Source organism: Stenotrophomonas sp. STEN087, from assembly GCF_056759115.1.
Genome location: NZ_JBRRCR010000029.1, coordinates 1 through 21,592 on the forward strand (window position 1 = coordinate 1; position 21,592 = coordinate 21,592).

Annotated in this window: 21 protein-coding genes; 7 read left to right on the forward strand and 14 right to left on the reverse strand. The window is 66.5% G+C overall.

Annotation, left to right across the window (positions count from 1 at the left end; translation table 11 throughout):
• Nucleotides 1–124: 124 nt before the first annotated feature.
• On the reverse strand, nt 125–1,900 hold the full coding sequence (locus ACVOK1_RS09850; RefSeq protein WP_108768823.1) for an EAL domain-containing protein: 1,776 nt from the start codon (nt 1,898–1,900) through the stop codon (nt 125–127).
• A 3-nt stretch (nt 1,901–1,903) separates the two neighbouring features.
• Nucleotides 1,904–4,006 carry a sensor histidine kinase gene (locus ACVOK1_RS09855; RefSeq protein WP_481561912.1) on the reverse strand — a complete coding sequence of 701 codons (2,103 nt, stop codon included), beginning with the start codon at nt 4,004–4,006 and terminating at the stop codon, nt 1,904–1,906.
• A gap of 131 nt (nt 4,007–4,137) precedes the next feature.
• On the opposite strand from ACVOK1_RS09855, the gene ACVOK1_RS09860 reads away from it, so the two are divergent.
• Nucleotides 4,138–6,876: a bifunctional diguanylate cyclase/phosphodiesterase gene (locus ACVOK1_RS09860; RefSeq protein ID WP_481561913.1), complete on the forward strand. Its 2,739-nt coding sequence runs from the start codon at nt 4,138–4,140 to the stop codon at nt 6,874–6,876.
• 180 nt (nt 6,877–7,056) lie between these two features.
• Here the strand turns inward: ACVOK1_RS09860 and ACVOK1_RS09865 are convergent, their stop codons facing one another.
• The 7 genes from ACVOK1_RS09865 to ACVOK1_RS09895 all read right to left on the reverse strand — a co-directional run bounded on the left by ACVOK1_RS09865 (nt 7,057) and on the right by ACVOK1_RS09895 (nt 12,015).
• Nucleotides 7,057–7,578, reverse strand: a complete 522-nt coding sequence (locus ACVOK1_RS09865; protein ID WP_481561914.1) for a hypothetical protein — start codon at nt 7,576–7,578, stop codon at nt 7,057–7,059.
• A gap of 67 nt (nt 7,579–7,645) precedes the next feature.
• A complete protein-coding gene (locus ACVOK1_RS09870; RefSeq protein WP_481561915.1) occupies nt 7,646–7,858 on the reverse strand; it encodes a hypothetical protein in 213 nt (70 codons plus the stop codon).
• A 98-nt stretch (nt 7,859–7,956) separates the two neighbouring features.
• Entirely contained in the window at nt 7,957–9,147 is a 1,191-nt protein-coding gene (locus ACVOK1_RS09875) for a methyl-accepting chemotaxis protein (protein ID WP_108768827.1), read from the reverse strand.
• Nucleotides 9,148–9,313: 166 nt separating this feature from the next.
• Nucleotides 9,314–9,928 carry a high frequency lysogenization protein HflD gene (gene hflD / locus ACVOK1_RS09880; protein ID WP_108768828.1) on the reverse strand — a complete coding sequence of 205 codons (615 nt, stop codon included), beginning with the start codon at nt 9,926–9,928 and terminating at the stop codon, nt 9,314–9,316.
• Nucleotides 9,925–11,067, reverse strand: a complete 1,143-nt coding sequence (gene mnmA / locus ACVOK1_RS09885; protein ID WP_481561916.1) for a tRNA 2-thiouridine(34) synthase MnmA — start codon at nt 11,065–11,067, stop codon at nt 9,925–9,927. Before mnmA ends, hflD begins: the two co-directional genes overlap by 4 nt.
• A complete protein-coding gene (locus ACVOK1_RS09890) occupies nt 11,064–11,525 on the reverse strand; it encodes an NUDIX hydrolase (RefSeq protein WP_108768830.1) in 462 nt (153 codons plus the stop codon). The genes mnmA and ACVOK1_RS09890 overlap by 4 nt, the downstream gene beginning before the upstream one ends.
• A gap of 1 nt (nt 11,526) precedes the next feature.
• Entirely contained in the window at nt 11,527–12,015 is a 489-nt protein-coding gene (locus ACVOK1_RS09895) for a hypothetical protein (RefSeq protein ID WP_108768831.1), read from the reverse strand.
• A gap of 110 nt (nt 12,016–12,125) precedes the next feature.
• Here ACVOK1_RS09895 and clpS point away from each other — a divergent pair, with 110 nt between their 5' ends.
• The 4 genes from clpS to ACVOK1_RS09915 all read left to right on the forward strand — a co-directional run bounded on the left by clpS (nt 12,126) and on the right by ACVOK1_RS09915 (nt 15,779).
• Complete coding sequence (gene clpS / locus ACVOK1_RS09900; protein WP_079221861.1) at nt 12,126–12,452, forward strand: ATP-dependent Clp protease adapter ClpS; 327 nt, start codon at nt 12,126–12,128, stop codon at nt 12,450–12,452.
• 305 nt (nt 12,453–12,757) lie between these two features.
• Nucleotides 12,758–15,040: an ATP-dependent Clp protease ATP-binding subunit ClpA gene (clpA, locus tag ACVOK1_RS09905; protein WP_481561917.1), complete on the forward strand. Its 2,283-nt coding sequence runs from the start codon at nt 12,758–12,760 to the stop codon at nt 15,038–15,040.
• Nucleotides 15,041–15,052: 12 nt separating this feature from the next.
• A complete protein-coding gene (locus ACVOK1_RS09910) occupies nt 15,053–15,481 on the forward strand; it encodes a type II toxin-antitoxin system RelE/ParE family toxin (protein ID WP_481561918.1) in 429 nt (142 codons plus the stop codon).
• A gap of 7 nt (nt 15,482–15,488) precedes the next feature.
• On the forward strand, nt 15,489–15,779 hold the full coding sequence (locus ACVOK1_RS09915; RefSeq protein WP_164074048.1) for a HigA family addiction module antitoxin: 291 nt from the start codon (nt 15,489–15,491) through the stop codon (nt 15,777–15,779).
• A 57-nt stretch (nt 15,780–15,836) separates the two neighbouring features.
• On the opposite strand, the gene ACVOK1_RS09920 is transcribed toward ACVOK1_RS09915, so the two are convergent.
• The 5 genes from ACVOK1_RS09920 to ACVOK1_RS09940 all read right to left on the reverse strand — a co-directional run bounded on the left by ACVOK1_RS09920 (nt 15,837) and on the right by ACVOK1_RS09940 (nt 19,020).
• Nucleotides 15,837–16,220, reverse strand: coding sequence for a hypothetical protein (locus ACVOK1_RS09920; protein WP_481561919.1), 384 nt, complete (start codon nt 16,218–16,220; stop codon nt 15,837–15,839).
• Nucleotides 16,221–16,361: 141 nt separating this feature from the next.
• A complete protein-coding gene (locus tag ACVOK1_RS09925; RefSeq protein WP_481561920.1) occupies nt 16,362–16,634 on the reverse strand; it encodes a hypothetical protein in 273 nt (90 codons plus the stop codon).
• A gap of 166 nt (nt 16,635–16,800) precedes the next feature.
• Nucleotides 16,801–17,019: a translation initiation factor IF-1 gene (gene infA, locus ACVOK1_RS09930; RefSeq protein WP_005409596.1), complete on the reverse strand. Its 219-nt coding sequence runs from the start codon at nt 17,017–17,019 to the stop codon at nt 16,801–16,803.
• Nucleotides 17,020–17,105: 86 nt separating this feature from the next.
• Nucleotides 17,106–17,846: a leucyl/phenylalanyl-tRNA--protein transferase gene (gene aat / locus ACVOK1_RS09935; RefSeq protein ID WP_481561921.1), complete on the reverse strand. Its 741-nt coding sequence runs from the start codon at nt 17,844–17,846 to the stop codon at nt 17,106–17,108.
• Between the two features lie 49 nt (nt 17,847–17,895).
• The gene (locus ACVOK1_RS09940) at nt 17,896–19,020 is read right to left on the reverse strand and encodes a GNAT family N-acetyltransferase (protein WP_481561922.1); all 1,125 of its coding nucleotides are present in this window, start codon (nt 19,018–19,020) and stop codon (nt 17,896–17,898) included.
• 190 nt (nt 19,021–19,210) lie between these two features.
• Here ACVOK1_RS09940 and ACVOK1_RS09945 point away from each other — a divergent pair, with 190 nt between their 5' ends.
• Together ACVOK1_RS09945 and ACVOK1_RS09950 are read left to right on the forward strand one after the other, a co-directional pair.
• Nucleotides 19,211–20,689 carry an N-acetylmuramoyl-L-alanine amidase family protein gene (locus ACVOK1_RS09945; RefSeq protein WP_481561923.1) on the forward strand — a complete coding sequence of 493 codons (1,479 nt, stop codon included), beginning with the start codon at nt 19,211–19,213 and terminating at the stop codon, nt 20,687–20,689.
• A gap of 338 nt (nt 20,690–21,027) precedes the next feature.
• Nucleotides 21,028–21,534, forward strand: coding sequence for a hypothetical protein (locus ACVOK1_RS09950; RefSeq protein ID WP_481561925.1), 507 nt, complete (start codon nt 21,028–21,030; stop codon nt 21,532–21,534).
• Nucleotides 21,535–21,592 lie beyond the last annotated feature (58 nt).

The following is a 21,592-nucleotide window of genomic DNA, read 5'->3' on the forward strand; positions in this document are numbered from 1 at the left end:
GTGGGGGGGGGGCGTGCCGAATGACCCGGCGGCGGGCCGGGGTTTGGGGCGGTCTATGGCGGGGGCGTGGGCGGGGGGTACCCGGCGGTCTGGTGTCCGCGGGGGCTTGCCCGGGCGGCTTCCCTCACCGCAGCGGCGAGCGATCCTCGCCTGCATCCGCCGCTTCCACCGCCGTCGGCCCGGCATTGCTGCGCCGCTGTTCCTCGTACGTGCGGAACGCCTGGTGGATGTGCTTGCGCAGCTCATCGTCGTTCCAGGGCTTGGTCAGGAAGCGGTAGATCGCGCCGCGGTTGATTGCATCGGTCACCGTGTTCAGATCGGTGTAGCCGGACAGCACCAGGCGGATCGTATCCGGGTACAGCATCTTCACCCGGCCCAGGAACTCGGTGCCGCTCATGTCGCTCATGCGCTGGTCGGACAGGATCACCTGCACGTCGTTGATCGCCAGCAGGTCGAAGGCATCGCGCACGTTGCCTGCAGCCAGGATGCGGTAGCCATCGCGACGGAACAGGCGCACCAGCGAACGCAGCACGTTCTCCTCGTCGTCCAGCAGCAGCAGGGTGCGGTCCGGACGGGTCTCGGCGAACGCTTCCGGGCGCAGGTAGCGGCGGCGCAGGGTCATGCCGGCGGCATCGGCCGACATCGGCTCGCCGAACAGGTAGCCCTGAAACACGTCGCAGTCGTTGCGACGCAGGAAGCCCAGCTGTGCCTGCGATTCCACCCCGTTGGCAATCACCGTCATGCCCAGCTGGTGGCCCATGGCGATGATCGCGCGGGCGATGGCGGCCTCGCGATTGCCGGCCGGCGCGCTCTTGATGAAGCTGCGGTCGATCTTCAGCTTGTCCACCGGGTAGCGCACCAGCGCGCTGAGGCTGGAATCGCCGGTACCGAAGTTGTCCAGACTCAGGCTGATGCCTTCGTTGCGCAGGTTGGCCAGGGTCTCGTGGACGAAGTTGACGTTGTTGGTCAGCGCGCTTTCGTTGATCTCCAGCGTCAGCATCTGCGCCGGCACGCCCGCGGCCTGGATCAGTCCCATCACCTCGGCGAAGAAGTTCGGGCGCAGCAGCTGCAGGGTCGACACGTTCACCGCGATGGTGAAGTCATCGAAGCCCTGGTCGCGCCACAGCCGCGCCTGCTTCAGTGCACCTTCCAGCACCCAGGTGCCGATCTGCACGATGATGCCGAGGCGCTCGGCGGTGCGCATGAAGCGCTCCGGCACCAGCATGCCCAGGGTCGGTGACTGCCAGCGCAGCAGCGCTTCCATGCCCACCACGTGGCCGTCGCGGGCGCTGACCAGCGGCTGGTAGCGCAGCTTGAGTTCGCCATTGGGGATCGCATCGACGATCTGGCGGGCGATGATGCTCTCGCTGTGCGCGCTCGGCGGGGTGTCCACCGCGTGGATGCGCACCGCATTGCCGCCTTCGCGGGCCGCCTGGTACAGCGCATCCTCGGCATGGTCGAGCAGGCGCGAGGCGTTGCTGGCGTGCTCCGGGCACAGGCTCACGCCCAGCTTGCCGGTCATGAACAGCGTGTACGGCAGCACCGACAGCGGCAGCTCCATCTGCTGGCGGATTTCTTCGGCGAAGTCTTCCGGCAGCGGCAGGTCGGCGGTGCGCGGCACGGCCAGCAGGAATTCATCGCTGCCGTGGCGCCACAGCTTGCCGCGGCCGCGCAGGTAGGACTGCAGGCGCTGCGCGACCAGCACCAGCGCCTGGTCGCCGACCTCGGCACTCATGTTTTCGTTGACCGATGCGAAGTGGTCGATATCCACGTGCATCAGCATCAGCGGGGTGCCGCCGGAGGCGGCTTCGGTGACCATGGCCTGCAGCTCGGGGTTGCCGGCGCCCAACCGATCGGGGGCGTCGTCGATGCTGACAGGGGGCATGTTGGGGTTCCACATGGCTCAGTGTTCCGGGGAATCAGCGGCGGTCGCAGTGACCGCCTGGTAAGGAAGATGGACGTCGACGAGCGTACCGGCGCCATGCGCCGACTCGATGCGGACGTTGCCGCCGACGCTCTGCGCACGTTCGCGCATCACGATCAGGCCCAGGCCGCGAGGGCCGTCCGGGTCGAAACCCTCGCCGTCATCGCGGATCAGCAGGTGCAGGCCGCGCTGGTCGACATCGCGCAGCTGCAGCTGCACCTGGCTGGCACGGGCGTGGCGCAGCACGTTGGTCAGACTTTCCTGGGCGATGCGGAAACAGGCCTGTTCGATGCTGTTGTCCGGGCGCGAGGGCAGGGTGTCGATCTCGGCCAGCAGCTCCACCGGCGAGGAACGGAACAGCACCCGTGCCTGCCAGCTCAGTGCCGCCTCCAGGCCCAGGGCGTCCAGCTGCGGCGGGCGCAGCAGGGTGGAGATGTCGCGCAGCTTGGCCACGGTGGTATCGGCCAGGCTGACGATCTGCGCCAGGTCCTCGCTGCGGCGTCGTGCGTCTGCTTCATCCTGCGCGGCGTAGGCGGAAAGCTTGATGGCGGTGATGGCCTGGCCGATGTCATCGTGCAGGTCGCGCGAGATGGCGCGGCGCTCGTCCTCCTGCAGCGAGAACAGGCGGCCGGCCATGGCCTGCAGTTCGCGGTTGCTGGTTTCCAGCGCGGTGCGCGTGCGCTCGGATTCGCTCAGGTCTCGCACGATCAGCAGCTTGCAGTCGCGGCCGCCGTAGCGCACTTCGCCCACCGCCAGGCCGGCGTGGAAGCGGCGGCCATCGGCGCGCTGCATCACCACCACGCTGTTGTGCCCGGGGCTGTGCTGCGGCTGGCCGGCGCGCAGCTGCAGGCGCACCCGGTCCAGTTCCGCCGGGTCCACCAGTGCATCCAGCGGCTCGCCCAGCAGGGTCTGGCTGCCATAGCCGAACAGGGCCGCGGCCCAGGCGTTGGCATACAGCACGTGCTCGTCGGACAGGATCACCACGCCGTCGGGGAGCACCCGCACCAGCTCGCGGAACTGCTCCTCGCGCTCACGCAGCAGGCGTCGCGACTGCTCGCGCTCGGTCACGTCCTGCAGGGTGCCCAGCACCCGCTCGCGGCCGGCCTCGTCCGTGCCACAGGCCGCGCGCAGGTGCACCATCAGGGTACGGCCATCCATCGACAGCACGGGCAGCAGCACATCCACCTGCAGCTTGGGGTCGGTGCACAGCTCGGCCAGCAGCTGTTCGGTCTGCGCGGCCGTGGTCGGGTCGGCCGGCACCAGCAGTTCATCGAAGCGATGCCAGCGCCGCGCCTCGGGCGGGCGGCGGCCCAGCAGGCGGTACACCTGGCTGGAGTAGCGGCCGAGGCCGCTGGAAGGGTCCAGCTGCCAGGCGCCGATGCGGGCCAGTTCGTGTGCCTCTTCCACGCGGGCCTGGGCCTGGTCGCGGCGCAGCTGGGCCAGGTCCTCGGCGGTGCGGTCGATGGCGATCAGCAGGCGGGCGTTGTGGCCGTCGTAGTCGATCGCGTTCGAGCGCAGTTCCATCTGCCGGCGGCTGCCATCGCGCAGCTGCAGCGGGGTGCGCAGCACGCAGATCTGCTCGGGCGCCTCGCGGATCGCCTCCAGCTTGTTCTGCAGGATCAGCCTGTCGCCGGGTGGCCACAGCACGTCGATGGTCTGCTCCAGCAGCGCGTCGCGCTCCCAGCCGAAGGCCAGGCAGGCGGCCGGGTTGGCGTCGAGGATGGCCAGGCTGTCCAGGTCGTAGACCAGGATCGGTCCGGGGTTGCCCTCGAACATCTGCCGCAGGCGCAGCTCCGAGCCCTGCAGGCGCGCATGGGTGCGCAGCACATGCTCGGCCAACGGGCGCAGCAGCAGGTACAGCAGGCCGGCGCTGGCGAAGGCGAAGAAGGCGTCCTTCACGGTCTGCCAGAACGCCAGCTGCCGCGGGTCCGATATCAGTGCCGCCATGGCGCCATCGGTGGCGATCATCCAGGCCAGCGCCAGCACCAGATAGGTCAGCACCACCCGACGACGGTCACGACCCAGCGCCTTCGCCATCTGCGGGTCGGGAGCGGGGGCGGTGCCGGTCGGTTCTGCGGGCATGGACAGGGCAGGGGGAGGGGGCGCCAGCCATATTAACGCGCGACCGCGTCCAGGCACTCAATTATCCGCCGCAGGCGCCGTTAACCACTGCGTGCCCCGCTGTCGGGCGCGCCATTCCGGAGCAACATCGCGTGGACCAAGGGATCATCGCCAGCCTGCTGCAGCACCCGCTTGCCTCGGCGCTGGTCATCGTCGACCGTGGCGGCCGTCCGCTTGCAGCCAATCCGGCCGCGCGCGAACACGGCCTGCCGGCGACGGTGGCCGCCTACGCGCCGATGCTGGAGGACCTGCGCCTGCTGGCGGCCGACGGTGGCATCGTCGCCTGCACCCTGCCGGGCGGCCCGCGCGGCCACTACGACGGCTACCTGCGCGCCGTGCACGATGGCAGCGGCAACCTGCTGGCCTTCACCCTCAGCGTGCCCGAGCCGGTGCCGGTCGATGCCGGTGGCCGTTGGGAACTGGCGCTGGAGAGCGCCGGCCACAGCCTGTGGGACTGGGACATTCCCAGCGACCGGGTGGTACGGACGCCTTCGCTGGTGGATGAGACCGCCCACAACATCATGTCCCGCGTCCACGGCGATGACCTGGCCGACATGCGTGCGGCGCTGGACGAGCACCTGCGCGGCCACAGCGAGCAGTACAGCGCCCAGTTCCGCTTCCGCCAGGAGGATGGCCAGTGGCGCTGGGTGCTCGACCGCGGTCGCGTGGTTGCACGTACCGCCGATGGACAGCCGCTGCGCATGGTCGGCACCCATACCGACATCGAGCAGCAGAAACAGCTGGAAGCGCTGCTGCAGGAACAGCAGCTGCACCTGAGCGAGGCCCAGCGCATCGCCAGCATGGGCAGCTGGTCGTTCGACCCCACCGACCACCGGTTCTGGTGGTCGCCCGAGCTGCGCTCGCTGCTGGCCCTGGCACCTGGCGAAGTGCCCGGCCAGCGGCGCTGGCTCAAGCAGCTGCACCCGCGTTCGCGCGGCGCGCTGCGTGCGGCCTGGCGCCGGCTGTGGCGCGACGGCCGTGCCGCCAACCTGGAACTGGAACTGACCCGCGGCAGTGAGCCGTCCCAGCATCTGCGTCTGTGGATGCAGCCGCTGCTGGACATGGATGGCCATCCCAAGCGCCTGCTGGGGCAGGTGCAGAACATCACCGAACAGCACCAGACCGATGCGCTCATCCGCTGGCGCACCGAACTGCTGAACCGTGTCTCCGCGCTGGGCCGCATCGGTGGCTGCGAGATCGAGGTCAGCACCCGGCACATGCAGTGGACCGAGGAGTGCTACCGCATCCACGGCCTGCGCAAGGAGCCGATCACCCTGGACCAGGCGCTGGCGCTGTACACCGAGGATTCGCGCGCGCACTTCGAGGCGGCGCTGCTGCGTATCGCCGGTGGTGGCCTGCCCGAGCAGTTGGACCTGTGCTTCTACCGCCAGTCCGGCCTGCGCGTGTGGGTGCAGGTGTTGATTGAACTGGATCGTCGCGACGGCCTGCCGCCGCGCTTCGTGGTCCTGTTCCGTGACATCACCCGCGAGCGCGAAGCCAACGAACGCATCGAGCTGCTGGCCCACTACGACCTGCTGACCGGCCTGCCCAACCGCGCGCTGCTGGGCGAGCAGACCGCCGAGGCCATCGAGGAGGCCCGCGACCGCGGCACCTCGCTGGCGATGCTGTTCATTGACCTGGATGGCTTCAAGAACATCAACGACAGCTTCGGCCACGCCACCGGCGATGCGCTGCTGAAGGCCGCCGCCACCCGCCTGCACCAGAACCTGCGCAACAACGATCTGTTCGGCCGCTTCAGCGGCGACGAATTCATTGTGGTGCTGCGCGACCTGGCCGAGCCGGAGGATGCCGGCCACGTGGCGCGCAAGCTGATCGGCTCGCTGGCCGAGCCGCTGCGCCGTGGCGATACCACCCTGAAGGTCGGCGCCAGCGTGGGCATCGCCATGCTCGGCGACAGCCAGACCGATTTCGACTCCCTGCTGCGTGCCGCCGACGCGGCGATGTACGCGGCCAAGGAAGCCGGGCGCAACACGTATCAGTACTACAGCCAGGACGCCCTGGCGCGCATCCAGCGCCGGCTGGAGATCGAGCATGGCCTGCACGGTGCCATCGAGCGCGAGGAGTTCAGCCTGGCCTACCAGCCGCTGCTGCATGCCCATCACGGTGAACCGCCGGCCATCGAAGCGCTGCTGCGCTGGCATCGTCCCGGCGTGGGCTACTGCAGCCCGGCCGAGTTCATTCCCATTGCCGAGAAGTGCGGCGAGATCGTCCGCATCGGCGACTGGGTGCTGTCCGAAGCCTGCCGCCAGGCGGCGGCGTGGGATCGTGCCGGCCTGCGTTTCGAGCGCATCGCGGTGAACGTCTCGGCCGTGCAGCTGCGTGACCGCGGGTTCGCCGAGCGTGTGATCGAAATCTGCCACGCCCATGGCTGGCCGCCGCAGCGGCTGGAGCTGGAACTGACCGAATCGGCGCTGATCCGTGACACCGACATCCTGCGCCACTGTTTCGACGTGCTGGAACGGCACGGCGTGCCGCTGGCGGTGGACGACTTCGGCACCGGCTTCTCCAACCTGCATTACCTCAACCGCTTCCCGGTAGGGCGCCTGAAGATCGACCGCAGTTTCGTGCAGGGCATGCTGCACGACACCGGCACGGCCGAAGTCACCCAGGCCATCGTCCACCTCGGTCACGCGCTGGGCATGAAGGTGGTGGCCGAAGGCGTGGAAACGCACCAGGAAGAAGACGTGCTGCGCCGGCAGGGCTGCGACGAGATCCAGGGCTACCTGTACTCGCGTCCGCTCAGCCCGCGCGACCTGGCGCTGTGGCTGCGCCAGCAGCACGCCACCCCGGAAGTGGCCCTGGCCCGGTGACGGTAGCGCCGGGCCATGCCCGGCGGCATTGGTCTGTGCCCTGGTGGGTGCCGACCGTTGGTCGGCACTGATGCCTGCGCTCGCGATCATCCACGCATGGCGTGGATCTACTTCCGGGCTTTGCCTTGGTGGGTGCCGACCGTTGGTCGGCGCGGATGCTCATCCACGCATGGCGCGGATCTACTGGCCAACGAACCGCTGCGGGAGTTTCGAGCGCAGCCGTGCCCGTATTGCCTCGACCACGTTGGCATAACGCCGCCGCTGGATGCGGTAGCCCATGTAGAAAATCAGCGGACACACCAGCATCGGCCATGCCATCGGCCGCACCAGCATGATAGGTACCACCAGCAGGGTCAGGATCAGCGCGAACCAGCTGCATCGACCGATCACGCGCACCTCGCGCCGCCGCGTGTCGACCACGATCAGGCCCCGCATCAACCCGAAATAGCGTCCCTGGAAGGACGGCTCGAAGCTCTCACGGAAGGCCACGCTGCCGTCGGGCAGGGCATGGAACGCCAGGCGCAGCCATTTTTCGATGGGAAGATCGTGGTCCAGTCCGGCCAGCGACAACTGGCTGAGTTCAGCCGGCGAAGCCGCGACCCGCTGGTTGAACAGGATGATGCCGGTGCGAAAGAAAAACGGCGCCCAGAACAACAGCAGCAGGACTTCGATCAGCAACAAAGCGATCAGGGCGATGGCCATCGGTCTTCCATGAACGGGACCGGCGCATCATGCCATGGGCGACAGCCCATCCACGCATGGCGTGGATCTACAGCGAATCCCCATCCAGCCCGAGATCCCAGGCCATCCCCAGCAGTTCACCCGCGGGTGCGTGTGGGGCAGGGCGGGCATCGGCCAGCTGCCTCAGCTCCTCGATCTCCTCGCGTGCGACCGCCTCCAGCTGCTGCAGCTGTTCGCGCACGCTCGGGTTGCGCGGGCGTTCGGTGGGGTCGATCGGGGGCAGGGCGCGGATCAGGGTCATGGTGCGCGGGTCGGGGGCATCCAACGGCAGGTTACAGGCAAAGGCCCCGGAATGACCGGGGCCTTGCGGGCTGCCGGAGCAGGCAGCGGACATCAGGATCAGAACAGCTCGACCGTGCCGGCGCCCATGTTCTGCTGGGCCACCGGCTTGTGCGGCGGGCGCTCCCACTCGCTGCGCAGTTCGCGCAGGCGGCTGCCGGTGCGCTGCAGGGCGGTGGCGATCTCTTCGTCGAACACGCCGCCGTTACGGTGCAGCAGTTCCTGCAGGGCCACGGCTTCGCGGTTGATCGCGGTCAGGCGGTCCAGATGGGTGTGCACGCCGCCCAGGGCCTGGGTGGCGATGTCTTCGAACTGCAGGGCGCGCACGGCCTCGGCCACGCTGCCGTCGATCGAACGGGCGCACTCGGACACTTCGCGCATGCCATCGCCCAGCGAGGCATTGATCTGCGCCACGTTGTCCAGCATCGCCGCCGCTTCCTGGCGTGCTTCGCGGGAACGGTCCATGTCACGCGAGGCCATGTGCGAGACGGTCTCGCGCACCTTGGCGATGGCGTCCTTGGAGCTGTGGGCCAGCTTGCGGATCTGTTCGTTGAAGGTGGTCGAGCGCTCGGACAGGTTGCGCACTTCGTCGGCCACCACCGCGAAGCCACGACCGGCTTCACCGGCACGGGCCGCTTCGATGGCCGCGTTCAGCGCCAGCAGGTTGGTCTGGTCGGCAATCGACTTGACGTCTTCAAGCAGGGCGAAGATGCCGTCCAGGTGCTGGGCCATCTGGTCGATGTGCTGCACGGTGGTGCTGCTCTGGCCGCTCACCTGTTCCAGCGCTTCCACCAGCTGTTCCATGCGGTGGTTGGCGTGCTGGGCGAAGCGGGCGACGTCGAGGCCGGCATTGCCTTCGTCACCGGCGCGGTCGACGATGCGCGACAGGGCCTGGCTCTGCTGGCGCGACTTGCGGTTCATCGCATCGAAGCTGCCACCCAGGCTGGAGACGGCCTGGCGGATCAGGTCACGGGCGCGTTCGACTTCGCCACGCGAGCCGTCGATCTCGTTGCCGACGAAGCTGCGCAGTTCGGTCAGCAGCTGGTCCTGCTCACGCAGGACACGGGCATGTTCCGGGGAACGCTGCGCCTGGGCGCGGGTGGTCCACCACGCAAAGCCCAGCCAGCTCAGCGTCATCGTGGTCAGGATCGCCCAACGCAGGGCGGCCGGCCATTCGAAACCGATGGCGAAGGGGAGCAGCAGGGTCAAGGCCAGGGGGGCGGCCAGACGGATGAAAATGCGTGAGTACATGGACGTTCTCGGGAGGTGCACGGAGGATGTATCGGCCGTACCCCCTTTCTCTTTAACGTCGATGTGGCTTCTGGATGCGCCGGATTTCCGACGCCCCGGTGCGTCAGGGGTCAGCCGCGGGGGCGGATCCCTTTTCCACGGAAAAGGGCTCTGACCCCAAGGCCCCTCAGGCCAGCTGCCGGTCCACGGCTTCGGTCATCGCCTTGCGGCTGAGCAGGAAGTCCCAGTAGCTGCCGCCCAGCTGCCGCCAGAGCACGGCCGCACGCACGGCGGCCAGCAGCAGCGCGCGGATCTCGGCCACCACCCCGGCCTGGCCCAGGTAGTGCGGGTTGCCCTGCACCATGACGCGCGGCTTGAGGTGGCTGATGGTGTCGGCGTAGAGGCCGCCCAGGCTGGCCAGCACGTCCGGGTGGCCGCTGTCGCCCAGCTCGGCGGCCTGGCGCTGGGCACGCTCGATGCCCGAGGCGACCTTGTTCACGGTGGCGCCGTCCTGCACGAACCGCCGCTCCAGCTGCAGCACCGACAGGGCCAGCTTGGGCAGGATCGGGTCCTGGCCCTGGTTGCGGAAGTAGTTGTGCAGCAGGCGCAGGCCGGATTTCAGCGCGTCGCGGTCACCGAAGACCTCCTGCGGGGAGGCGGCATCGATGCGGAACACGCTGTCCACCGCGGTACGTACCGCCGCGGCGTCGGAATGGCCGGTATCGGCGATACGGCGTACCTGCTGCAGGGCCTGGGCAATGCCGGCCAGGGCCAGGACGCGGTCGTCGACAGTGAAACTCATGCAGCGATTACCTCAAAAGGAGAAGGGGTGGTGCGCAGGCGCTGTTCCAGCGGCGCATCGGTGGCGGCGATGACCGCGCCGCCCAGGCAGACGTCGCCGTCATACAGCACCAGCGACTGCCCCGGGGTCACGGCCCGCTGCGGGCGGGCGAAGGTCACCTGCACGCTGCCATCGTCCAGCACCTCGACCGTACACGGCTCGTCCGGCTGCCGGTAGCGGGTCTGTGCCGTGCACTCGAAGCGGCGGGCCGGCGGGGCCCCGGCAATCCAGTGCGCGGTTTCCGAGCGCAGGCGGTCGGACAGCATCCACTTGCTGTCCCGGTCCTGGTCCACGTACAGCACGTTGCTGGCCACGTCCTTGCCGACCACGTACCACGGCGCCGCCGGGCGGCCGCGCACGCCGCCGATGTTCAGGCCCTCGCGCTGGCCCAGGGTGAAATAGAACACGCCCGGGTGCTCGGCGATGACGCTGCCGTCGGCCGGGTCGAGGATCTGGCCGGTCTTCGCCGGCAGGTAGCGGCCGAGGAACTCGCGGAAGTCACGCTCGCCGATGAAGCAGATGCCGGTCGAATCCTTCTTGGCATGGGTCGGCAGGCTGACGTCGCGGGCGATCCGGCGCAGGTCGCTCTTTTCCAGGTCGCCAATCGGGAACAGGGTGGCGGCCAGCTGTTCCTGCCCCAGCTGGTGCAGGAAGTAGCTCTGGTCCTTGGATCGGTCGGCGCCACGCAGCAACAGCCACTGCTGGCCGCGCTGGGCGACCCGCGCGTAGTGGCCGGTGGCGATGCGCTCGGCCCCCAGCTCGCGGGCGGCGTCCAGGAAATGCTTGAACTTCACTTCGCGGTTGCACAGCACGTCCGGGTTGGGCGTGCGGCCGGCGGCGTACTCGGCCAGGAAGTGCTCGAACACGCCCTCCCAGTACTCGCTGGAAAAATCGCGGAAGTGGAACGGGATGCCGAGCAGGCCGCAGACGGCCACCGCGTCGCGGCGGTCATCCTCGGCACGGCAGTCGCCGCTGCCATCGTCGGCCCAGTTCTGCATGAACAGGCCGGCCACGGCCTCGCCCTGCTGCACCAGGCGCCAGGCGGCCACGGACGAATCCACGCCGCCGGACACGCCGACCATCACCCGTGGGCTGCTCATGCGACCTCCTGGACCAGGGAAAGCGGATGGCGCTGGCCGGCCAGGTAGTCGGCCACCACCTGCCAGACCAGCGGGCTGCGCAGGCGCGACCCGGCGGCCTGCAGCTCGGCCGGGTCCAGCCACAGGGCGCGGTCGATTCCGGTATCCAGCGGCTGCTCGGGGTCGTGCGAGAGCGGGCGGGCGGCGTAGCAGAAGCGCAGGAACGCCGTGCCGTCAGGCGCGGTCCACTGGTAGCAGCCGATGAAGGCGGTCAGTTCCACCGTCCAGCCGGTTTCCTCGCGTGTCTCGCGCAGGGCGGCGGCGGCCAGGCTCTCGCCCGGTTCCAGGTGGCCGGCGGGCTGGTTCAGCACCTGCCGCCCCTCGATGGTTTCTTCCACCAGCAGCACGCGGCCGCCGTCGACCACCAAGGTGGCCACGGTGGCATGCGGTGCCCAGCGCGGGTCCTGCACAGCGTTCAACTCAGAGGTCGTCCTTCTTGGTCAGCTCCAGCTCCATCGCATCGGCGGTACGGATGGCCGCATCGATGGCGTCGCTGAGCTGGTCGGTGGTGGCATCGGCGTCGATTTTCACCACGAACATGGCGGTCTTGTCCTGCTTCACCCAGCCGCCCATCTTGGCGTCCTGGGAGTCTTCCAGCATGCGGTTGGCCACGGCTTCGGGGAACTGCGCGGTCTTGGACACATAGCCCGGCGACCAGATCTCACGGATGTTGTGGCTGCCGAAGTCCTCCACGGCCGAACGCACGTAGACGATCTGGGTGCGATCGCCTTCCACGTCGAACACCATCTGGTAATCGCCGTCCTCGTCCACCTCGAAGGTGTAGCCCAGCTTTTCCAGGTGGCGGGCGATGGCGGCGTCGGCCTTGCTGCTCTCTGCGGCGGTCGCGGCACCGGCACTGCCGGCGGCGGCCAGGGCGAACAGCAGGGCAGGCAGAAGGGTCCTTTTCATGAAAATCCTGTGAAACGTGGGGGACAGGCGTTGATTGTGACGGCGGCCGTGCGTGCCGTCCATTCCGCGGCGGGCCGACGCAGGACCGTCGCACCCTCTATAATGTCCAGATGCCCCGCGAGTCTTCCCCCGAATCCCATCACGATCACGGTATTGCCGTGGAGCCCGCGCGCCCGGAAGTGGCGCCGCCGCCGTTCTACCAGGTCATGATCCTCAACGACGACTACACCCCGATGGATTTCGTGGTGGACGTCCTGCAGCAGTTCTTCAGCATGGACCTGGACAAGGCCACGCAGGTGATGCTGCACGTCCATACCCGCGGCCGCGGTGTCTGCGGGGTGTTCACCCGCGAAGTGGCCGAGACCAAGGTCGCCCAGGTCAACGAGTACTCGCGCATGAACCAGCATCCGCTGCTGTGCACGATGGAAAAGGCCTGATCCCGGCGCATCGCCGGTAATCCGCACTGTTCCAGCCATGGCCGTTCTCTGGCCCCGTCTGCGTGCTCACGTTCAATCCGCCTGCCTTGCCCGCAAAGAACCCGGGCGGGGCGCCTTGCGGGTCATCACGTGGCAATCGCTGGTGGCTCGGGTAGGGTTCGCCGAAGCTCCGGCGGGCGCCCCGGGCGTGAACGATGATCAAGCAATCCGCACTGCTAACGCCATCTGAACGCAGCAATCCGCTAGGGTGATGGAAATCGCGTAGTCAGGCCGCATATTGTCCCCATCTGCCGCCGGAGTAATCCATGTTCAGCAAAGACCTCGAACACACCATCGGCCAGTGCTACAAGCGTGCCCGTGAGGCCCGGCATGAATTCATGACGGTCGAACACCTGCTGCTGGCACTGCTCGACAACCCGTCTGCCCAGGCCGTGCTCAAGGCCTGCGGCGCCGACGCCGAACGCCTGCGCCAGGAGCTGGAGCAGGCCATCGAGGCCTCCGTGTCCCGCCTGGCCGAAGACGATGGCCGCGATACCCAGCCGACCCTGGGCTTCCAGCGCGTGCTGCAGCGGGCCGTGTACCACGTGCAGTCCTCGGGCAAGAAGGAGGTCACCGGCGCCAACGTGCTGGTCGCCATCTTCGGCGAAAAGGACTCCCACGCCGTCTATTACCTCAACCAGCAGGACGTCACCCGGCTGGACGTGGTCAATTACCTGTCCCATGGCATCGCCAAGCTGGGCGAGGAGGGCGAGCAGCCGTCTTCCCCCGAGGGCGAGGGCCGCATGGAGGGCGGGGACGGTGAGCCCAAGGGCGATGCCCTGACCGAATTCGCCAGCAACCTCAACGAACAGGCCCGGTCCGGTCGCATCGACCCGCTGGTCGGTCGCGCCGACGAGATCGAGCGCACCATCCAGGTCCTGTGCCGCCGCCGCAAGAACAACCCGCTGTACGTGGGTGAGGCCGGCGTGGGCAAGACCGCCATTGCCGAGGGTCTGGCCCGTCGTATCGTCGAAGGCTCCGTGCCGGACGTGCTGGCCGATGCCGTCATCTATTCGCTCGACCTGGGCGCGCTGGTGGCCGGCACCAAGTACCGCGGCGATTTCGAGAAGCGCCTGAAGGGCGTGCTGACCGCGCTGAAGAAGGTGCCCAACGCGGTGCTGTTCATCGACGAGATCCACACCATCATTGGTGCCGGTTCCGCGTCGGGCGGCACCATGGACGCCTCCAACCTGATCAAGCCGGCCCTGGCCTCGGGCGAGCTGCGCTGCATCGGCTCGACCACCTTCCAGGAATACCGGGGCATCTTCGAGAAGGACCGTGCCCTGGCGCGGCGCTTCCAGAAGATCGACATCGTCGAGCCGACCGTAGGCGAAACCTACGAGATCCTGCAGGGCCTGAAGAGCAAGTACGAGGCCCACCACGGCGTGACCTATTCGGACGAGGCGCTGCAGGCCGCAGTGGACCTGTCGGTGAAGCACATCGCCGACCGCCTGCTGCCTGACAAGGCCATTGACGTCATCGACGAGGCCGGCGCCCGCCAGCGCCTGCTGCCGGAAGGCCAGCGCAAGGAGCTGATCGACGTCGAGGAAGTCGAGGCGATCATCGCCAAGATGGCCCGCATCCCGGCCAAGCAGGTCAGCGCGACCGACAAGGACGTGCTGCAGCACCTGGAGCGCAACCTGAAGATGGTGATCTTCGGGCAGGATCCGGCCATCGGCACCCTGGCTTCGGCCATCAAGCTGGCCCGCTCGGGCCTGGGCAATCCGGAAAAGCCGATCGGCAACTTCCTGTTCGCCGGCCCCACCGGCGTGGGCAAGACCGAGGTGACCAAGCAGCTGGCGCTGCAGCTGGGCATCGAGCTGGTCCGCTTCGACATGTCCGAGTACATGGAAGCGCATTCGATCAGCCGCCTGATCGGTGCGCCCCCGGGCTACGTCGGCTTCGACCAGGGTGGCCTGCTGACCGAGAAGATCGTCAAGACGCCGCACTGCGTGCTGCTGCTGGATGAAATCGAGAAAGCCCACCCGGACATCTTCAACATCCTGTTGCAGGTGATGGACCGCGGCGTGCTGACCGATACCAACGGCCGCGAAGCCAACTTCAAGAACGTGGTGCTGGTGATGACCACCAATGCCGGCGCGGCCCAGGCCTCGCGGCGTTCGATCGGCTTCACCAAGCAGGACCATGCCACCGACGCGATGGAGATCATCCGCCGCAGCTTCACGCCGGAATTCCGCAACCGCCTCGATGCGGTGGTGCAGTTCCAGCCGCTGGGCTTCGAGCACATCCTGCGCGTGGTCGACAAGTTCCTGATCGAGCTGGAAATGCTGCTGCAGGAAAAGCACGTCAGCCTGTCGGCCACCCCGACCGCGCGCGACTGGCTCGCCCACCACGGCTTCGACCCGCTGATGGGTGCCCGCCCGATGGCGCGCATGATCCAGGACAAGATCAAGCGTCCGCTGGCCGACGAACTGCTGTTCGGCAAGCTGGTCGATGGCGGTCGCGTCAGCATCGACGTGCGCGACGACGAGCTGGTGGTCGAGAGCCACGCCGAACCGGAGCGCCTGCTGCCGGCAACGGTGGAGTAAGGGCGTGGGTTGATGGATGTTGCAGGACAAGGGCGGCTTCGGCCGCCCTTGTTGTATCTGCTTGTCGCGCACGGCCTTGCATGTGCAGGGAATCAAGGCAAACGTCTGCCGTACAGCGATACGGAAGTCATCTTGTATCGCGTAACGATACGGGATACAGTCTTGATTCTGAGTTTCCGACACAAGGGCCTCGAGCGGCTCTACACCACCGGTTCGACCCGGGGTGTTCGCCAGAGCCACGCTGGCAGGCTGTTGTTGATTCTTTCAATCCTTGATGCCGCTTCCGGGCCTCAGGATCTTGTGATGCCAGGCCTGCGGCTGCATGGGCTCAGGGGCGCCTTGAAAGGTCATTGGTCCGTGTGGGTCAACGGGAATTGGCGGATCACGTTTCAATTCGTCGGTGGCGATGTCGAGTTACTGGACTATCAGGACTATCACTGAGAACCGCATGATCCATCACCATCCCCATCCTGGCGAAACGCTGAAGGCCATGGTGTTTGACCCGGCCTCGCTATCCGTCACTGAGGCTGCCGACCGCTTGGCGATGTCGCGCGTGGCGCTTTCCCGCGTCATCAACGGTAAGGCGGGCATAAGTCCGGACCTCGCCATCCGCCTGGAAATGGCGGGCGTGAGTACGGCTGTGTTCTGGATGGGGTTGCAGTCGAATTACGATCTCTGGCTTGCGCGGCAGCGCGAGCAGCCGACAGTGCAGTCGCTTCTCGCCGCGCGCGAAGGCTGACATCTGCACCACCGGTTTCAACAAGGGCGGCTTCGGCCGCCCTTGTTATATCTGCCATCAACGGCTGCGTTGGCGTGCCTTCTGCCTGAAGGCCGTCGCATCGATCGGCTCGACGCTGGCAACGGCGCAGTAACCGCCGTCGGTGCGCAGTTCGGTGCGCCCGGCGCCGCAGACCTGGCCCTGCTCGCCATCAGTCACGAACGTCAGCTTGCGCGAGTAGCCGGCCTTGCTGCAGTCATCCTTGAAGTGCACGAGGTAATGGTCCTGGCCATTGCGCAGCAGGATGTTGCGTGATGCACCGGCGCGCACCAGTTGAAGGTCGCTGCCCAGCTGGATGCAGTCTTCGGTTCCGGCAGCAGGTACATCCGCGGCATGCGCGGGCATCGCCAGCAGGGTGCCGGCAGACAGGGCCAGGGAGGCGAGCAGGGTATGCATGTTCATGGCGGGGCAGGGGATGGCGATCCGGACTGGATCGGGTACCACTTTGCCGCCACCGATGCGAATGCGAATCTGCCTCAAGGCGGCCTGACCGATGCCATGGTGAGTCCGGTCACGGTGACCTCCGGCATGGGGGCGTGCCGCTCAGGGGTTGATCGCGCGGAATCCCAGCTGCCGGCCCTGGTCCATGGGGCCCTCGATCACGAAGGCCACGGCCTCGTGCGGGATGTGCAGGCGCTGGCGCTGCGAGAAACCGGCATGGTTTACCTCGCGTTCGACAGCCAGGTACAGCCGGTGCGAAGCGTCCATGTCCGCGCAGACTAGGCAGGGCTGGCCAAACCAGGTGCCATCGGGGCCTTTGCTGGCATAACAGCGGGCGGTCACGGACTGCGGGTCCAGCGCAATCAGGTAGGTCATGCATCCAGGGGCGTGTGAATATCGCGCCAAGTCTAGTGCGCCCGCCCAGCTGCAGGTTTCGGACTTATACGAAAATTCGTAAGCGCAAACGCCACGCAAACACCGCGCACGACAAAAGGCCGGCAGCAAGGCCGGCCTCGTCTGGATGGCGCAGAGCGCCGACCGCTTACTTCATGCGGTAGGTGATACGACCCTTGGTCAGGTCGTACGGGGTCATTTCAACCTTGACCCGGTCACCGGTGAGGATGCGGATGTAGTTCTTGCGCATGCGGCCGGAGATGTGGGCGATGATTTCGTGCCCATTTTCCAGACGAACGCGGAAAGTGGTGTTCGGCAGCGTCTCGCTGACGGTGCCCTCGAACTCGATGGAATCGTCTTTCGACATGTAGTCCTGTGCGGTTCAGAAAACGGCCACGCTGGGCCTAAGGCGCGGTATTTTACGCGCCCTTCGCTCAGCTTGCAAAGATCTGGTTAATTGCCCGCAAGATCCCGGGCAGGCAGGCGTCCGACGGCCTGGGTCCAGGGGCCTTCACGGCCCTCTTCGCGCACCGCCTGGCGGACATGCTGCAGGAATTCCTCGCGCGGCAGGTGAACTGCCCCCATCCGCAGCAGGTGCGGATTCTCCACCTGGGCATCGACCAGCGGCCAGCCCCAGCGGTGCAGGGTCGCGGCCAGCGCCGCCAGGGCGATCTTGGAACCGCCGCTGGCGCCGCTGAACATGCTTTCGCCGAAGAACATCCGGCCGATGGCCACCCCGTAGATGCCGCCGACCAGGGTCTGCTGGTCCCAGACCTCGAGCGAGTGGGCGAAGCCGAGATCGTGCAGGTGGCTGTACGCGTCCACCATCTCCGGACTGATCCAGGTGCCGTCCTGGCCCGGGCGAGGTGCGGCGGCGCAGGCCCGCATCACCCGATTGAAAGCGGTATCGGCGGTCACTTCCCAGGTGCGGGCGCGCAACTGGCGGCGGAAGCGGCTGGACAGGTGCACGCCATCGGTGCGGAAGACCATGCGCGGATCGGGCGACCACCACAGGATCGGCTCGCCCTCGCTGAACCACGGAAAGATGCCGCCGGCATAGGCGTTGAGCAGCCGCAACGGATGCAGGTCGCCCCCCACCGCCAGCAGCCCGTCGGGTTTGCGCAGCGCGGTTTCGGCTGGCGGGAAGGGCGAATCCGGCGCATCGGCCAGGCGCCAGGGCAGCGGGCGGGTCATGCGGGCATTGTATTCGTCGCGGCCCCGCGCGAATGCTTGGGTTGGCGCGTCATCCGTCCGCGCGGAACGGGCTGTGCCCCATCAATTCCTGCCGGTACCGACGCACGTCGCGCCGTTCCTGTCGGCACCACTCCTGCAATGCCTCGGCAAAATCCGCATCGGCCACCCAATGCCGGCTGCGCACCAGCGTAGGCAGGAATCCCCGCGCCAGTTTGTGTTCGCCTTGTGCGCCCGGCTCGAAACGCGCCAGTCCCTCGCGCAGGCAGTACTCGATGCCCTGGTAGTAGCAGGCCTCGAAGTGCAGGCCAGGCAGGGTGGCGCCGCCCCAGTAGCGGCCGTACAGCGTGTCGCCACCGCGCAGGCACAGCGCACCGGCAATGGGTTCGCCCTCGTACTCGGCCAGGAACAGCACCAGCCCGCGCCCCAGCGAAATCGCAAGGTGGCGCAGGAACGCCTCGGTCAGCGCCGGTGCGTTGCCGTACTCGAGGAAGGTCTGCAGGTAAAAGCTGTACATCGCCTGCAGGTCGGCGCGGCTGGCCTCATCGCCGTGCACCACCCGGAAACGGATGCCCTGGCGGGCGACCTTGGCGCGTTCCTGGCGGATGTTCTTGCGTCGCTTGTGATCCATCGCGCCGAGGAACTGCTCGAACGTGGTCCAGTCGCCCGGGTTCTGCCATTGGAACTGCACGTCCTCGCGCAGCAGCCAGTCATCGCTGAAGGCCTGGTCGTCGTCGGTGGTGTGGAAATTGATGTGCGCCGAGGACACATCGAGCCCGGGCAGCTGCTCGCGAAGCGCTGACAGCAGCGCAGGCCGGTCTGAAACGTGACGGGTCAGCAGGCGCGGCCCGGTCACCGGCGAATAGGGCACGGCGCCCAGCCACTTCGGGTAGTAGTCGCGACCATGCCGCGCGTAAGCGTTGGCCCATGCATGGTCGAACACGAACTCGCCATGGGAGTTGGTCTTCAGGTACCCGGGGATGGCGCCGATCAGGGTGCCGCCGTCCCACAGGGTGAAATGCTGCGGCTGCCAGCCCCAGTCGTCGCGCAGGCAGCCGTGGGCTTCCAGTCCGGACAGGAAGGCGTGGCTGACGAAGGGATTGCGGCCGTCGTGCAGCGCATCCCAGTCGGTGGCGGGAATGGCCTGCAGGGAGTCGAGGAAGCGGGCGGAAGGCATGGAGGAAAGGATAGGGCAGGTCGGGTGCGAACGGGACTGGCGGATTCGGGCTGGTCTGTTTCGGTGCCGGCGTGAGGAAAGTTGGAAATCTCTGGTTGTGCGTGGCTGGTGGAGAACTACAGAGGTCACGTTGGGCAGGGTGGGTTGGTGCCGCAAGAACGGCGCATCAAACCCAAGGGAGGAACGTGCAATGCAAAGGATGAAGCTAGCTGTTGTGGCGGTTGCGTGTGCCATGACCTGTGTGTCAGACGCATCGGGGCGCGGGGTCGAGGTTCCGGTGGTTATGGAAGACCCGGGCATCTATACCGAGGTGGTTGCAATGCTTGAGCAGGAAGCCGCCGGACAGTTGACGCGCCACCTTCAGAAGGCTGGAAAGTTGAGGCAGGTCAGTGTGAGCATCCGTCTTGATGTGACTAAGCGATCAATGACGATCAACTTTGGCTCTGGATACCTTCCGGGACCGGAGGGCAGCTATGACGAATTGTTTCTACAGCCAATGGCGTCCTCGCTGCGTTTCTTCGCAGAAAAGTCTGGGCTGGAGGTGAATGATATCCACTTCCTTTTCGAGGGGAGGGCCTTGGAGGACTACTACCCGGAGGACTTGAGTGTTCCGATGCGGAGCGGGAGGAAATCAGCACACAGTTCTGCCTTGGTTTCGTCGAGTCATGGGTACATCAGCCTGCATCCCGGCAGAGAGTGGAAGTTCCAGCGGCCAGCTTCGCTTGGGCTCCAGGAAGACACCCTCAGCCCGGTCTATGGTGATGAGCTGCAAGCGTTGATTGAACAGCGGAGCGGCCTGGTCGTGCATCGGGCGCGGAGTCGATCAAATGAGCTGCATCCTGAGTCGAACCTTCCTTGGGAGCACATGTCATCCCGCTACCACCTCAAGGCTCTGTTTCCAGAGCGTGCTGACATGTGGAACGAATTTCCCAACAGCACGGCGTCCGAACGCGAGAAAGATGAGGACATCCGGGCTCGGCCCAACTACGCGAATCATTTGGGCGTGGACGTGTTGATCAGCCTGCATTCGAATGGTCATGACTCGGCCGCCATTCGCGGCACAGAGGTTTACTACCGTCACACCAAGGCGCAGGACAAACCATTGGCGGACAGTATTATCTGCTCAATGCGGGAGCTGATCCGGGCCCAGCCCGGATATGAGACATTTCCGGTTCGCGAAACCTCAAATCGAGGAATTCACGGCGAAAATCGCATCGGCAAGATGCCCTCCGTCATCGTCGAAACCGCCTATCACTCGAACCCTGATGACGCTGCGGCACTGCAGGATCCGATATTCCGCTCAGCTTCAATGAAGGGGGTTGAGAAGGGCTACCGTCTCTGGGCGACAGGAAAAACCTGCGAGCCGCTCGCGTTACAGCCTCTTCCTGACATTGAGGTCCCGCTCCAGAGCTCCCGGGATGTCAACGTGACGTTCGCAGGCAACCCCCAATTTCCGGTCGTGCTTGAAGTCGGGGTGGCGGATTGCGACCGGCCTGGATTCTGTACTCCGTTGAAGACTACGTTCAATGATCCGAGCGCACCTGTGATGTTTGGAGCCAGCTGCTCCTCCACACGGCCCGGCACGGTTCGTTGGAAGGTCCTGATACGCGATGCAGACGGCGTCGCTGCGGCGCCGGTGGAATTCACTCAAGCGTGCGTCCGGAGCTGAGTGCGTCGAGCCACTAGATGCGAGGCATAAAAACGGGCGCCTTCGCGCCCGTTTTCCTGACCGGACTAGGGGATTGCGGTCGTCGTGTGGCGCATTCCAGTCGGTGGCGGGAATAGCCTGCAGGGAGTCGAGGAAGCGGGCGGAAGGCATGGAGGAAAGGATAGGGCAGGTCGGGTGCGAACGGGACTGGCAGATTCGGGCCGGTCTGTTTCGGGGTGCCGTGAGGAAAGTTGGAAATCTTTGGTTGTGCGTGCCCGGTGGAGGATCGGAAGGAGGGTGCTGCGCAGGGTGTGAGAGCGCCGCAGGAGCGGCGCAACCACTTCATGCGAGGAGTAGTCATGATGATCCGGAATTCTCAGCGTATCGCCCTTCCTCTCCTGTTGGCAGTCCTTGGAAGTGCAGTCGCCCCCTGCCTTGCTCAGGCTGCCGATTCCCCTGGCGTCGCCCAGCGCGATGCCGAGATCGATAACCTGCTGACCCAGAAGGCGCGCGACATCTTTGAGCGCGTCAAGCTGGTGGATGGTCAGGCGCGAAGCCGTCGGGTCGATGTCGTTGCTGATATCGGCAAGGGCGTCGTAATGATCTCGCTGGATCGATCATTCCTTCCTGAGACCCATGGGCCGTCGTATGAGGACCAGACCAGCGAAATCAACTTCGGGCTTCTGCACTGGGCCGGGCAGGTGGCGCCCTTTCATCGTGTCATCCATCTGTATGACGGAAAGCCGGCTGAGTACTACTTTCCTGAGATCAAGGCTGCAGACGATGCAGCAAGAGAGGCAGGGGAGGAGCGACGGCGGGGGCGGCCTTCAGCGAGTCGAGGCAGCGGCGGAGCGCGTGAGGGGTAGGGCTGGCATCCCTCAGCGTGTAAATGCCCGAGTGTCGTGAATGCCGCAAGGAATTCTT